The sequence below is a fragment of the Neobacillus drentensis genome (genome assembly GCF_036965245.1).
Taxonomy (GTDB): Bacteria; Bacillota; Bacilli; order Bacillales; family Cytobacillaceae; genus Neobacillus; species Neobacillus drentensis_G.
Window position 1 is genome coordinate 126,618 of the sequence record NZ_JBALPG010000021.1, and the last position, 13,989, is coordinate 140,606.

13 protein-coding genes are annotated in these 13,989 nt (G+C 38.7%); all 13 read left to right on the plus strand.

Features of this window, described 5'->3' with window-relative positions:
- The first annotated feature begins 108 nt into the window (after positions 1 to 108).
- The 13 genes from V7150_RS06125 (at position 109) to V7150_RS06185 (ending at position 13,959) form a co-directional block, all read left to right on the plus strand.
- Positions 109 to 1,059, plus strand: coding sequence for a polysaccharide deacetylase family protein (locus V7150_RS06125; protein ID WP_335514914.1), 951 nt, complete (start codon positions 109 to 111; stop codon positions 1,057 to 1,059).
- 250 nt (positions 1,060 to 1,309) lie between these two features.
- Entirely contained in the window at positions 1,310 to 2,548 is a 1,239-nt protein-coding gene (locus V7150_RS06130) for a M16 family metallopeptidase (protein WP_335514917.1), read from the plus strand.
- Between the two features lie 103 nt (positions 2,549 to 2,651).
- Positions 2,652 to 2,894, plus strand: a complete 243-nt coding sequence (locus V7150_RS06135) for a YlmC/YmxH family sporulation protein (RefSeq protein WP_283922654.1) — start codon at positions 2,652 to 2,654, stop codon at positions 2,892 to 2,894.
- Between the two features lie 104 nt (positions 2,895 to 2,998).
- A complete protein-coding gene (locus V7150_RS06140) occupies positions 2,999 to 3,151 on the plus strand; it encodes a hypothetical protein (RefSeq protein ID WP_335514920.1) in 153 nt (50 codons plus the stop codon).
- 337 nt (positions 3,152 to 3,488) lie between these two features.
- On the plus strand, positions 3,489 to 4,391 hold the full coding sequence (gene dpaA, locus V7150_RS06145; RefSeq protein WP_335514958.1) for a dipicolinic acid synthetase subunit A: 903 nt from the start codon (positions 3,489 to 3,491) through the stop codon (positions 4,389 to 4,391).
- Positions 4,388 to 4,987 carry a dipicolinate synthase subunit B gene (gene dpaB / locus V7150_RS06150; RefSeq protein WP_335514922.1) on the plus strand — a complete coding sequence of 200 codons (600 nt, stop codon included), beginning with the start codon at positions 4,388 to 4,390 and terminating at the stop codon, positions 4,985 to 4,987. Before dpaA ends, dpaB begins: the two co-directional genes overlap by 4 nt.
- A gap of 156 nt (positions 4,988 to 5,143) precedes the next feature.
- Positions 5,144 to 6,193, plus strand: coding sequence for an aspartate-semialdehyde dehydrogenase (gene asd / locus V7150_RS06155; RefSeq protein WP_335514925.1), 1,050 nt, complete (start codon positions 5,144 to 5,146; stop codon positions 6,191 to 6,193).
- A gap of 146 nt (positions 6,194 to 6,339) precedes the next feature.
- The gene (dapG, locus tag V7150_RS06160) at positions 6,340 to 7,584 is read left to right on the plus strand and encodes an aspartate kinase (RefSeq protein ID WP_335514927.1); all 1,245 of its coding nucleotides are present in this window, start codon (positions 6,340 to 6,342) and stop codon (positions 7,582 to 7,584) included.
- Between the two features lie 97 nt (positions 7,585 to 7,681).
- Positions 7,682 to 8,554, plus strand: a complete 873-nt coding sequence (gene dapA, locus V7150_RS06165) for a 4-hydroxy-tetrahydrodipicolinate synthase (RefSeq protein ID WP_335514929.1) — start codon at positions 7,682 to 7,684, stop codon at positions 8,552 to 8,554.
- Positions 8,555 to 8,721: 167 nt separating this feature from the next.
- A complete protein-coding gene (locus tag V7150_RS06170) occupies positions 8,722 to 10,389 on the plus strand; it encodes a ribonuclease J (RefSeq protein ID WP_335514933.1) in 1,668 nt (555 codons plus the stop codon).
- Positions 10,390 to 10,495: 106 nt separating this feature from the next.
- A complete protein-coding gene (locus V7150_RS06175) occupies positions 10,496 to 11,248 on the plus strand; it encodes a ClpP family protease (RefSeq protein ID WP_335514936.1) in 753 nt (250 codons plus the stop codon).
- A complete protein-coding gene (locus V7150_RS06180) occupies positions 11,245 to 11,484 on the plus strand; it encodes a YlzJ-like family protein (protein ID WP_335514938.1) in 240 nt (79 codons plus the stop codon). The genes V7150_RS06175 and V7150_RS06180 overlap by 4 nt, the downstream gene beginning before the upstream one ends.
- A gap of 126 nt (positions 11,485 to 11,610) precedes the next feature.
- Entirely contained in the window at positions 11,611 to 13,959 is a 2,349-nt protein-coding gene (locus V7150_RS06185; protein WP_335514941.1) for a DNA translocase FtsK, read from the plus strand.
- The last annotated feature ends 30 nt before the right edge of the window (positions 13,960 to 13,989 follow it).

Consider the following 13,989-nt stretch of genomic DNA (forward strand, 5'->3'; position numbering starts at 1 on the left):
CATTCCCTGACTTTTTCCGTATATGATGTATTTATAACTGGTACATCAGCTTTCTCAGTTCTACCTTGTCCCCCTTATACATAATCTGTATGGAAGGGGGAAATGTAGATGAAAAAGGTTCTTATTTTTTTTGTTATTTGTTTGGCTGCATGGATTTTAGTAAACAATCCCATAGTGGATAAATTTATAGCCGTATTAAAACAATCTGCACTTCCGGCAGCTAAGCAGGAGTCAGATCCTCTATATCAAAGTATTATTAAAAAAGCATCTACATATGAAATTCCACCATCCGATGCGAAGGTTGACTCAGTCTGGAAGGCCATTCCCGGATATAATGGACTCAAAATTGATATTGCTGCTTCGTATAAAAATATGAAGATAAAGAAAGTTTTTGATGAAAAGAAGCTTGTGTTTGTTCAGACCAAACCAAAGATACATCTACAGGATTTACCACCCTCGCCGATTTATAAAGGTCATCCTGATAAACCTATGGTTACCTTCATTATTAATGTTGCATGGGGTAATGAATATTTATCTGGAATGCTTGCTACTCTAAAAAAACACAATGTTTCAGCAAGTTTTTTTCTTGAAGGGTATTGGGTTAAAAAGAATCCTGAACTTGCAAAAATGATTGTGAGCGCAGGCCATGAAGTTGGAAATCATTCTTACTCCCATCCGGATATGAAGCAACTGACTGCAGCAAAAGCACGGGAACAAATTATAAAAACTAATGAGATTATTGAAGCAGCGACAGGGGAGAAATGTGTGTGGTTCGCACCACCTAGTGGCAGCTATCGGGATGAGACAATAAAAATTGCAAATGAACTTAACATGAAGACGGTAATGTGGACGGTAGATACAGTAGACTGGCGAAAGCCATCTCCCGAGGTTCTAATTAATCGTGTCATGTCTAAAATTGATAATGGTTCGATGGTTCTCATGCATCCAACAGAATCAACAGCAAAATCGCTCGATCAATTGATTACCTTAATTAAGCAAAAAAATTTACAAATTGGTACGGTTACTGAACTAATGAACGAGGAAAGAATTATTAAATAATTTAGGCAAAATATAACAGAAAATTGGAGAAAATACTTTTTAGAAAGTATAATAAATAATTGAAGTAGTAGCATCTGCTGTTTATTCCGAATTAACCCTCAGTAAGACCACCACGTAAAGACTTAGAGTGAAAATATGTATAATCGGGGCTCAACTGCCCATAAAAGCCCGATTGGTTCAACTAACAATTAGTGGGGGGTAAGAAACCCCCCACTAATTGAAGTTTCACTGTATCGACAGGAGGAAGTCAATGATTAATAAGTACACTTGCCAAAACGGAGTAAGAATTGTATTAGAAAATATCCCAACCGTCCGATCTGTTGCCATAGGTGTTTGGATTGGCACAGGTTCCAGAAATGAGAATCCAAAAACAAATGGGATTTCCCATTTCCTAGAGCATATGTTTTTTAAAGGAACGACGACACGATCGGCAAAGGAAATTGCTGAATCATTTGATAGCATTGGCGGACAGGTAAATGCCTTTACTTCCAAAGAATATACATGCTATTATGCAAAAGTGCTTGATACCCATTCTAAATTCGCATTAGATGTGTTAGCTGATATGTTCTTTAATTCTACATTTGTGGAAGAAGAATTAAATAAAGAAAGAAATGTAGTTTTAGAAGAGATAAAAATGTATGAAGATACGCCGGACGATATTGTTCATGATTTATTAAGCCGGGCTGTTTTTGGTGACCATCCACTTGGATACCCAATCTTAGGGACGGAGGAAACATTAAATACTTTTACTGGAGAAACACTCAAGGAATATATTCATGAACGATATACACCTGAAAATGTAGTTATTTCGATTGCTGGAAATGTTTCAGAAAGTTTTATCAAGGATGTTGAAGATTATTTTGGTTCCTATCAGGGCGGTATAAAAGAAACGCCTGAAAACGTTCCTTCATTTCATTCCAATCGAATATCAAGGAAAAAAGATACAGAGCAAGCCCATTTATGTATTGGTTTTGAAGGATTAAAGGTAGGACATGAGGATATATATAATTTAATTACCTTAAACAATATATTAGGCGGAAGCATGAGCTCAAGACTATTTCAGGAAGTTCGTGAACAAAGGGGCTTAGCATACTCAGTATTCTCCTACCATTCTGCCTATCAGGATAGTGGGATTGTGACTGTCTATGGAGGAACGGGTGCTAAGCAGTTGGATGTTTTATTTGAAACTATCCAGGAAACTCTAGGAAAATTAAAACAAGATGGAATTACTGAAAAGGAATTAACGAATAGTAAAGAGCAGTTGAAAGGCGGCTTAATGTTAAGTTTAGAAAGTACAAATAGCCGAATGAGCCGTAACGGTAAAAATGAACTTTTATTAAAACGGCATCGCTCTCTTGACGAAATTATTGAACAGATTGATGCAGTTTCTAAAAATAGAGTTGACGAAATGGCAAATGCAGTTTTTACTGATCAATACTCCGTGACATTGATTAGTCCTGACGGAGAATTCCCAAATAAATTATCTTAATAGAAGACAACATTTCTTTTCGAACTGTTTTTTTTCTTTAGTCTAAATAAGGACTTCCTCTTATAAACTAATAAAAAAGGGTAATGAAGGGGGTTCCTATGCAGTGAGGTTAAGTGAATTAAGCGGTAAAGAAATTGTTGATGTTAAAAAGGCAGAGCGCCTCGGAGTACTTGGTCAAACCGATTTAGAAATTAATGAAGGCACTGGTCAAATACAGGCACTGCTAATTCCTTCATTAAAGTGGTTTGGTTTTCGGAAACAGGGTGATGAAATCAGAGTGCCATGGCAGCATATAAAAAAAATTGGAACTGACATGATCATTATTGATATTCCGGATGATGAATAGCAAACATAAAGAAGCCCAAGCAAAACAATTTTTGCTTGGGCTTTTTTTATTTTTCTAAAGGTGGAAAACTCACCTAATGAAGCAAAATTACATAAGATGGTGAAGTGATAAGAAGAAAGCGGAAGCTTCCTTTGCGCGGTGCATGGACTGAAGCACTTCGACTGCGATTAAGGAAAATAGAAAAGCGGAAGCCCCTAGGCGCTGAAGCTAGACAACTAGAAAAACGGAAGCGCCTTGAACAGGGGCGACAGGCATAAGACGAGCCGACGAGAAGGCTGTATTTTAGCCTTCTTGACGGATTGATTGAAATGTGGAGGCGACTGTTTTGGGACGAAAGCGTAAGACGACCCCTGCAAGAAGGCGCTTTTTGCCTTCTTCAGGGGGTGGCTTACAACTCGAGTCCCAAGGAGCCGCAACTAGACACGCTTATGACCCCGAGCCCCTAGGCGCTGAAGCTAGACAACACTGAGAGCGAAGCGTTCCTGTGTTGACTTATTGCAGGGAGATGCGTGAAGTCCACTAGCGCTGGGCTCTGGAGCTAGACAATGAAAAAGAATTCCTAAATGGATTTTAAAAAAGAAGGTGAATGTTTTCATGCTGACAGGGATGCAGATAGCCTTGATTGGTGGAGATGCCAGACAGCTGGAAATTATCCGGAAGTTAACCGAATTAGATGCCCGACTATCGCTAATTGGGTTCGAACACCTTGACCATGCGTTCACTGGTGCTGTTAAGGAAAAGTTGGATGAGGTTGATTTCTCGAATATAGACGCTCTTATTTTGCCAGTAGCTGGCACGAATCTAGAAGGTCAGGTAGAAACGATTTTCTCGAATGAGAAAGTAATTTTATCAGAGGATATACTTTCTAAAACCCCTGAACATTGCACGATTTATTCAGGAATAAGTAATGCATTTTTAAATGGAATTATAAAGCAGTCGAAAAGAACACTTGTGCAGCTATTCTCAAGGGACGATGTAGCTATATATAATTCTATTCCCACGGTCGAAGGAACAATTATGATGGCTATACAGCATACTGATTTTACCATTCATAGTTCTAATATCACCATTTTGGGGTTAGGAAGATGTGGTATGAGTACAGCGAGGGCCTTCCATGCACTTGGTGCAAAAGTAAAAGTTGGAGCAAGAAAAAGTGAACATCTTGCAAGAATTACCGAAATGGGTGTCACTCCATTTCATTTAAGCAATATCGAGAAAGAAGTTACGGGAACGGATATTCTGATCAACACCATTCCCTATCCAATCGTAAGTGCAGCAGTAATAGCAAAGCTGCCAGCCCATACATTGGTTATTGATATTGCCTCAAAGCCTGGTGGAACAGATTTTCGTTATGCAGAAAAACGAGGAATTAAAGCTTTGCTCGCTCCTAGTTTGCCTGGTATTGTTGCTCCAAAAACAGCAGGCACTATTCTTGCTGATGTTCTAGCACAACTACTCCAAGATGACCTGAAAAACCGAAAGGGGAAAGTAAAATGAGTTTAAAAGGTAAAAGAATTGGCTTTGGTCTTACCGGCTCACATTGCACATATGATGCGGTTTTCCCAGAAATTGAAAAATTAGTGCAGGCCGGTGCAGAGGTAATGCCAGTTGTAACGTTTACAGTTAAAAATACAGAAACCCGTTTTGGTAAAGGGGAAGATTGGATTCAAAGAATTGAAGAATTAACAGGTCATAAGGTGATTGATTCGATTGTTAAAGCAGAACCTTTAGGTCCGAAAATTCCACTTGATTGCATGGTTATTGCGCCATTAACAGGCGTTTCAATGAGTAAATTTGCCAATGCTATTAATGATAGCCCCGTTTTAATGGCTGCAAAAGCAACTTTAAGAAATTTAAAGCCTGTCGTTCTTGGGATTTCAACAAATGATGCACTTGGTTTAAACGGTGTAAACTTAATGAAATTAATGGCAACAAAAAATATTTATTTTATACCCTATGGGCAGGATGATCCAGTGAAAAAACCAAATTCGATGGTTGCCAGAATGACTCTGTTATTAGATACAGTAGAAGACGCATTAGAAGGGAAACAGCTTCAACCCGTCCTGGTTGAAAGGTATAATGAAGCGGACTAATTTTCTCCCCCCTTTCTGCAAAAAAGGTTATTTCTTTAAAAGAATATGTTAAAATTAATTAATCCTTCATCAGGGGGATATTCCCCCTCCTGATATGATATATAAAATAGAAATGACCAGCAATATAGAGTTGAAAGATTGAAAGGGGAACTAGAAATGAATCAGCAAAATGGTTATCACGTTGCCGTTGTTGGAGCAACAGGAGCAGTTGGACAACAAATGATTCAAACATTAATCAAAGAGAATTTTCCAATCAGGAAACTTACCCTCTTATCATCAGCAAGGTCAGCAGGGAAAATAGTAAATGTAAATGGTCAAGAAATAACGATCCAGGAAGCTAAACCTGAGAGTTTTGAGGGAGTAGAAATTGCTTTATTCAGTGCTGGCGGCAGTGTTTCGAAGGAACTCGGGCCTGAAGCAGTTAAACGTGGTGCCATCGTCGTGGACAACACTAGTGCATTTAGAATGGCTTTAGATACACCACTAGTAGTTCCTGAAGTGAACGAAGCTGACTTGCATCACCATAATGGAATCATAGCTAATCCAAATTGCTCAACCATACAAATGGTGGTTGCCCTGGAACCAATTCGTCAAAAGTATGGTTTGAAAAAAGTCATTGTATCCACTTATCAAGCGGTTTCGGGTGCAGGTGCTGCTGCGGTTGAAGAATTAATGGAACAAACAAAATCAATCTTAAATGAAGAAGCGTATGAACCTAGTATTTTACCAGTGAAATCAGATTCGAATCATTATCAAATTGCTTTTAATGCCATACCTCAAATTGATAAGTTCCAAGAAAATGGCTATACGTTTGAAGAAATGAAAATGATTAATGAAACAAAAAAAATTATGCATTTACCGGAGTTACAGGTTTCAGCAACCTGTGTTCGTCTTCCTATTGCGGTAGGCCATTCTGAATCCGTCTACTTCGAAATTGAATCAGGGGATGTAAGTGCGAATGATATTAAAGCGTTATTAAAGGATGCTCCAGGTGTTATCCTCCAGGATGATCCGGAAAATCAAGTATATCCAATGCCAGCAAATTGTGTTGGGAAAAATGATGTCTTTGTAGGCCGAATCAGAAAAGACATCGATGAAGACCGTGGCTTCCATATGTGGGTAGTTTCAGATAATCTGCTAAAAGGTGCAGCCTGGAATTCAGTCCAAATCGCTGAGAGTTTAGTGAAATTAGGCTTAGTAAAATAAAAAGCGAACACCCGTTTAGCGAGGTATTGAGGAAAAGATCAATAAACTAGTCGCTGTGCGCCGGAGCTAGATTGTTATCAATGTTCAATCATATAAATTTTGATATTAATTAAAGTTACATCCAAAAGGCAGGTTTTGGTGTCACCATGAAAATTATTGTCCAAAAATTTGGCGGGACTTCTGTCAAAGATGAGAAAAGTAGAAAATATGCTCAAGGCCATATCGAAAAAGCATTAGCTGAAGGCTACAAGGTTGTTGTTGTCGTATCAGCAATGGGGAGAAAGGGTGACCCCTATGCAACCGACACACTATTATCATTAATTGGGGGCAACCTAAGCAAAATCTCAAAACGGGAACATGATTTATTATTGTCCTGTGGAGAGGTTATTTCTAGTGTTATTTTTTCGAATATGTTATTAGAGAGCGGAATAAATGCCATAGCGTTAACAGGAGCACAAGCAGGCTTCCGCACCAACAATGACCATACAAATGCAAAAATAAACGAAATGAAATGTGATAGGCTGCTTAAGGAACTTGAGAATAGAGATGTCGTAGTCGTTGCTGGATTTCAAGGTGCTGCGAAAAATGGGGATATTACCACAATTGGACGGGGGGGAAGTGACACCTCCGCTGCAGCACTAGGAGCGGCTCTTAATGCTGAATGGATAGATATTTTTACCGATGTAGAAGGGATTATGACAGCTGACCCTCGCATTGCTGAAAATGCACGGCCACTCCCTGTGGTTACCTATACAGAGGTGTGTAATATGGCCTATCAGGGTGCAAAGGTCATTCATCCGCGAGCAGTGGAAATTGCCATGCAGGCAAAAGTGCCGATTCGTATCCGTTCCACTTATTCCGACAATCTGGGAACATTGGTTACAACCTTAAATAAAGATAAGCGTGGAAGTGACATTAAAGAGCGAACTGTTACTGGGATTGCCCACGTATCAAATGTCACGCAAATAAAGGTTTTTGCTAAAAAGGATCAATATAATTTGCAGGCAGAAGTTTTTAAAGCGATGGCTAATGAAAAAATTAGTGTTGACTTTATTAATATTTCGCTGAATGGCGTAGTTTATACTGTAACAGAAGAAATGACGGATCGGGCGATTCATGTCTTAAACGAATTAGGTCATGAGCCAGTAGTCGAACGTTATTGTGCTAAGGTTTCAGTCGTTGGGGCAGGAATAGCTGGTGTGCCGGGGGTTACTTCCAAAATCGTTACAGCCTTATCAGATCATGGAATTCGTATTTTACAATCAGCAGACAGTCATACAACCATTTGGGTATTAGTAATGCAAGATGATCTGGTTAAATCTGTAAATGCCTTACATGATGCTTTCCAATTAGATGAAGAATCAATGGAATTAAATCTTTCAGAATTGTAAAGTGTTAAAAAGAATAAAAGCTGTTTTATTAAATTGGAATTGAAGCGGTACAAAACGGTGTTTTGGGCAATCTGTTTGTATTGAAAGGAGTAGGAAAATGGTTCAATTCGGGCGAGTTTCCACGGCAATGGTAACCCCCTTTGATAAAAAGGGACATATAGACTTTGCTAAGACCACTCAATTAGTTAATTACTTATTAGAAAATGGAACAGACTCCCTTGTGATTGCAGGAACTACTGGTGAATCACCAACATTATCGAAAGAAGAAAAGCTGGCCTTATTTGATCATGTTGTAAAAGTTGTAAAAAAACGAGTTCCAGTTATTGCGGGTACTGGAAGTAATAATACTTATGCATCGATCGAATTGACTAAAAAAGCTGAGCAGCTTGGTGTGGATGCAATTTTGGTCGTAGCACCATATTATAATAAACCAAATCAAGAAGGCTTGTATCAGCATTTCAAAGCAGTCGCTGAAGCAACATCCCTTCCGGTCATGGTGTACAATATTCCGGGCAGGTCAGTGGTTAATATTCTTCCAGAGACGATTATTCGCCTGTCTAAGATCCCTAATATTGTAGCTGTAAAGGAAGCAAGTGGGGATTTAAACGCTATGACACAAATCATTGCCAATACGGATGAGGATTTTGTTTTATATAGCGGGGATGATAGCTTAACAATTCCGGTGCTTTCCATCGGCGGAGCTGGTGTTGTCTCAGTTGCTTCTCATGTGATTGGAAATGAAATGCAGGAGATGATTAAAGCGTTTTTTGATGGAGAAAATGCCAGGGCTGCAACATACCATCAGCAATTGCTTCCAATTATGCAGGGGCTATTTGCAGCTCCAAGCCCAGCTCCAGTAAAAACGGCATTGCAGGTATCGGGGCTGGATGTTGGTTCTGTCAGGCTGCCACTTGTGGGTTTAACGGAACAAGAACGTGCTACCTTGATTTCTTTATTAAATAATAACTAATGATGACTAAGAGCTAACCGAAACGAAGATCGGTTGGCTCTTTTTACATCAAATTGATGTGTGTTTGCGAAAAAAGCTAATATTGGTTGTAAAGGTTTTCTGCTATCAAGTATAATAATCATAACTGATCTCGATCGGGCTAAACATCAGGTAGGAGGAAACGGAAATTGATTAAGAAAAAAAATACCTCCATCAAGTTTATAGCACTTGGTGGTATAGGAGAAATCGGAAAGAATATGTATCTTGTTGAGGTGGACAAGGACATATTCATCATTGATGCCGGCTTAATGTTCCCCGAGGAAGAAATGCTCGGTATCGATATGGTCATTCCTGATCTAACATATTTGAAAGACAATAAGGAACGGGTAAAAGCGATTTTTTTAACACATGGACATGAAGACCATATTGGTGCACTTTCCTATGTGCTTCGTCAAGTTGATGTACCGGTTTATGGAACGAAATTGACCCTTGCTCTTGCGAATGCAAAGCTAAAGGAGCAGGTTTATAACGCTAGAGCAAACTTTATTGAAGTAACTTCGGACACTGTCGTTGAACTGGATGCTGTAAATGTCAGTTTTTTTAGAACAAATCATAGTATCCCGGATTCAGTTGGTGTATGTATCCATACGTCGGAAGGAATTATTGTCTATACCGGTGACTTTAAATTTGACCAGGCAGCAACTAAATTTTATAAACCTGAAATTGGAAAAATGGCAGCGATTGGGGAACGTGGGGTTTTATGTTTACTGTCAGACAGTACCGAGGCTGAAAAACCAGGATACACAACATCTGAAGCCATTGTTGAACGTGAAATGTCTAATGCTTTTTATAATGCACCGGGACGAATTATTGCCGCATGCTTTGCATCGGATATAAGCCGGATCCAGCATATTTTTGATGCTGCAAGAGAAAACGGCCGCAAAGTTGCAGTCGTAGGGAAAAGTCTTGAAAGAATTTATCATATTGCCCTTGATTTAGGGTATTTAGAAGTAGCTGATGATGTCATTATCCCGGTTAGTGAAATTAAAGAATATCAAGACCGCGAAATAGTTGTATTAATGACGGGCAGCCAGGGTGAACCAATTGAGGCTTTGCAGAAAATGGCAAAGCAGTCACATAAGCTTTTGAACATCCAACATGGAGATACCGTATTAATTGCTGCTTCACCATTAAAGGGCAGTGAAGTGTTTTTATCCAAAACTGTCGATATGTTATTCCGAGCAGGAGCAAATGTTATTTATGGAAAACGGACCATTCATGTTTCAAGCCATGGCAGTCAAGAAGAATTGAAATTTATGATTAATTTAATGAATCCAAAATTTTTGATACCTGTTCATGGCGAATATCGGATGCTGAAAGCGCATAGAAAAGTGGCTATTGACTGCGGACTTGCCGATGACCAAATAATCATTCCTGACCGTGGTGATGTAGTGGAATGTAAGGAAGGAACATTATCGATTACCGGGAAGGTTCCATCTGGCAATGTCCTTATTGATGGTATTGGTGTAGGTGATGTTGGAAATATCGTATTACGGGATAGAAAGCTTTTATCACAAGATGGTATTCTTATAGTGGTTGTCACGTTAACGAAACAAGAAAAGAAAATTGCTGCTGGCCCTGAAATTATTTCAAGAGGGTTTGTCTATGTTCGGGAATCAGAAAAATTGATGGAAGAATCTACGAAATTAGTGCGTGAAATAGTGGATAGAAATACAGCGAAAGGTTCATTTGAGTGGTCAAGCCTAAAGCAGGAAATAAGAGATGAATTAAATCGATCCTTATTTGAAAAAACAAAAAGAAGACCAATGATACTACCAATTATTATGGAAATATAATGTTAAAAAAAGGTGCTGGGGAAAACCAGTGCCTTTTATAATTTCAAGCATGAAATTATACCATAGGTAAATACTAAATTATATCATGCTTGAAGGGAGTATTAGGATGGATAACGATTTTCAAAACAATAACGATAACCAAGAAGAGCAAGAACCTCAAAAAGAGGAAAAGCCTTCTTCAGCATTAATAGAGAAAATTCAACAGCTTGGTCAAACGAATGTGCCTCAGCTATCAGTAGATTCGAGAATTCATTGTTTAACCATAATTGGCCAGATTGAAGGGCATTTAGCTTTGCCGCCGCAAAATAAAACGACAAAATACGAGCACATACTGCCACAACTTGTTGCAATTGAACAAAATCCAAAAATAGAAGGCGTGTTAATAATATTAAATACGGTTGGCGGGGATGTCGAAGCAGGGCTTGCCATATCCGAAATGATCGCATCTATATCAAAACCAACTGTCTCCATTGTTTTGGGCGGTGGTCATTCAATTGGTGTACCGATTGCTGTGTCTTGCGACTATTCATTCATTGCTGAAACTGCAACGATGACCATTCATCCTATTCGCTTGACTGGGCTTGTTATTGGAGTTCCAGCTACCTTCGAATATTTGGATAAAATGCAGGAAAGGGTTGTCAATTTCGTTACAAAGCATTCCAAAATTACGGAAGAAACATTTAAAGAATTAATGTTTGCAAAGGGAAATTTAACAAGAGATATCGGAACGAATGTAATTGGTGTTGATGCAGTAAACTATGGATTAATCGACGAAGTAGGCGGACTAGGTCCTGCGATGAAAAAGTTAAATGAAATGATCGATCAGAATAAAGAAAAAAATGAGGGGCTGATTCAATGATTTTATATACGATGATGCCAAATGAACTTGTTTTTCCATATGAAGCAGAAGCTGCTAGTAAACAACAAATGATAACCTATCAAGGGATTCCCCTATTAGTAGAGATTGCTGATCAGCAAGATGTTCAAGTTATTCGAATCTTAAGCAGTGACCCACAGCATTTTATGAATGAGCGGATTTACCCTGGTGCAAAAATTTCTTCTGGTACCCTTGAAGGATTGTCCGCATTGCAATAGTAGATTATGGTATAATTATGTTATCAATTATAGAGCAGCCAAACAGGCTGCTTTCCTTTTTCCCCAATTTTATATCAACAAATAGGTATAGATAATATGCCAAACTGAATTATACAAGGTGATTAGATGGCAAAAAAAAAGAGAAGAAAACCAAAAAAAAGAGATAACCATTTAAAACGAACCGTTCAATACGAATTATCCGCTTTAGCTATTTTGGCTCTAGCGGTAATTTCGATAGCAAAGCTTGGGGCAGTTGGAAAAGCAATTGTTCTATTCTTCCGTTTTTGGATGGGGGAATGGTATATGCTTGGTTTAATTGGGCTGGTAATATTAAGCGTTTATTTAATGTGGAAACGTTGTATTCCTTTTTTCTTCCATATTAAGTTAGTTGGAAGCTATTTTATTGTTTCTGCTATCCTTCTATTAAGTCATGTTACACTTTTTCATTTGTTAACCAACGAGGGGAAATTTAGAGATCCTAGTGTAATCGGAAACACTTGGGAATTATTTATGATGGAACTTAAAGGGGAAACAAGCACTACCGATCTTGGAGGAGGAATTCTCGGAGCAATCCTGTTTGCTTTATTTCACTACCTTTTCGCAGAAACTGGTACAAAAATTATCGCTTTTATTTTCATTATTATTGGCATTATTTTACTTACTGGAAAATCCTTTGGAGATTTCATTGGGAAAATCATGATTACCCTTATTGATTTCATAAAAAATCAATGGGATGCCTTTAAAACAGATATGTTTGAATGGAAACAAAAACAAGAAGAGCGAAAAAATGAGAGAAAATCTCAGAGACAAAAAGAACAAGAAAATCGCCAAAGAGAAAGTGTGCCCGTTATAAACAATCAGCAGCAGCCTAATCAGCAAGAAACGATCATTCCTGAACCTATCATTTCAAGTTTTGCAGACAGGGCTTATGTAGAAGAGGCACCTAAGGAAAAAAATCAAAAAGAACAATCGAAGGAAAGAAAAAGTAAACCGGAAGAAGACGAGGTAGATACTACTCCGCCAATAACATTTACTGAAGTAGAAAATGTGGCTTACGAATTACCGCCACTCAGACTATTAAAGCTTCCAAAGAAAACAGATCAAAGTGGTGAATATGAGCTAATCCATGCAAACGCAGCAAAACTTGAAAGAACATTTCAAAGCTTTGGAGTAAAAGCTCGTGTCACCCAAGTTCATTTAGGACCTGCTGTAACAAAATATGAGGTACACCCAGATGTCGGTGTAAAAGTAAGTAAAATTGTCAGCTTAAGTGATGACCTAGCATTAGCACTTGCAGCCAAAGATATACGAATAGAAGCTCCCATCCCCGGAAAATCAGCAATTGGAATTGAAGTTCCAAATTCAGAGGTCGCCATGGTTTCCCTAAGGGAGGTACTAGAAGCTACCCAAAATGATAAACCAGATGCTAAATTGTTAATCGGACTTGGCAGGGATATTACCGGTGAAGCTGTACTGGCAGAATTAAACAAAATGCCGCATTTACTTGTAGCTGGAGCAACCGGAAGTGGAAAAAGTGTTTGTATTAATGGTATTATCACAAGTATATTAATGAGAGCAAAGCCTCATGAAGTTAAATTAATGATGATTGATCCAAAGATGGTCGAACTCAATGTTTATAACGGTATTCCCCATTTGCTTGCACCTGTGGTCACCGATGCCAAAAAAGCTTCACAAGCATTAAAGAAAGTAGTAAGTGAAATGGAAAGACGGTATGAATTGTTTTCCTACACAGGTACACGTAATATAGAAGGGTATAATGAACACGTAAGAAAACATAATAGTGAAGAAAATGACAAACAGCCACTATTACCATATATTGTCGTCATTGTAGATGAGTTAGCTGATTTAATGATGGTTGCTTCATCCGATGTGGAAGACTCGATTACACGGCTTGCTCAAATGGCTCGTGCTGCGGGTATTCATTTAATCATAGCTACCCAACGGCCGTCTGTGGACGTTATAACAGGTGTCATAAAAGCAAATATTCCATCGCGAATTGCCTTTGCAGTATCCAGTGCAACCGATTCAAGAACAATCTTGGATATGGGAGGGGCGGAAAAGCTGCTTGGTCGAGGTGATATGTTATTCCTGCCAGTAGGAGCATCAAAACCTGTACGTGTTCAGGGAGCTTTTCTTTCCGATCATGAGGTTGAAGATACGGTTGAATTCGTTATTTCACAACAAAAGGCGCAATATCAAGAGGAAATGATTCCGGATGATATTCCAGAAGTAACAGGTGCTGTCGATGATGATTTATATGATGAAGCAGTAGATTTAATCATTGAAATGCAAACAGCATCCGTTTCCATGCTGCAGCGCCGCTTCCGAATCGGCTATACAAGAGCTGCCCGTCTAATAGATGAAATGGAAGCACGGGGAGTAGTAGGCCCATACGAGGGAAGTAAACCACGTGCTGTATTACTGACGAAGCCAAATGAAGAACAAAGTTCATAACTAAATGAAAAAAGAGCCATTTGGCTCTTT

Bases quoted from the DNA above. Each gene is read 5' to 3' on its own strand.
- V7150_RS06125 (WP_335514914.1), top strand. From the start codon at position 109: ATGAAAAAGGTTCTTATTTTTTTTGTTATTTGTTTGGCTGCATGGATT.
- V7150_RS06130 (WP_335514917.1), top strand. From the start codon at position 1,310: ATGATTAATAAGTACACTTGCCAAAACGGAGTAAGAATTGTATTAGAA.
- dpaA (WP_335514958.1), top strand. From the start codon at position 3,489: ATGCTGACAGGGATGCAGATAGCCTTGATTGGTGGAGATGCCAGACAG.
- dpaB (WP_335514922.1), top strand. From the start codon at position 4,388: ATGAGTTTAAAAGGTAAAAGAATTGGCTTTGGTCTTACCGGCTCACAT.
- asd (WP_335514925.1), top strand. From the start codon at position 5,144: ATGAATCAGCAAAATGGTTATCACGTTGCCGTTGTTGGAGCAACAGGA.
- dapG (WP_335514927.1), top strand. From the start codon at position 6,340: ATGAAAATTATTGTCCAAAAATTTGGCGGGACTTCTGTCAAAGATGAG.
- dapA (WP_335514929.1), top strand. From the start codon at position 7,682: ATGGTTCAATTCGGGCGAGTTTCCACGGCAATGGTAACCCCCTTTGAT.
- V7150_RS06175 (WP_335514936.1), top strand. From the start codon at position 10,496: ATGGATAACGATTTTCAAAACAATAACGATAACCAAGAAGAGCAAGAA.
- V7150_RS06180 (WP_335514938.1), top strand. From the start codon at position 11,245: ATGATTTTATATACGATGATGCCAAATGAACTTGTTTTTCCATATGAA.
- V7150_RS06185 (WP_335514941.1), top strand. From the start codon at position 11,611: ATGGCAAAAAAAAAGAGAAGAAAACCAAAAAAAAGAGATAACCATTTA.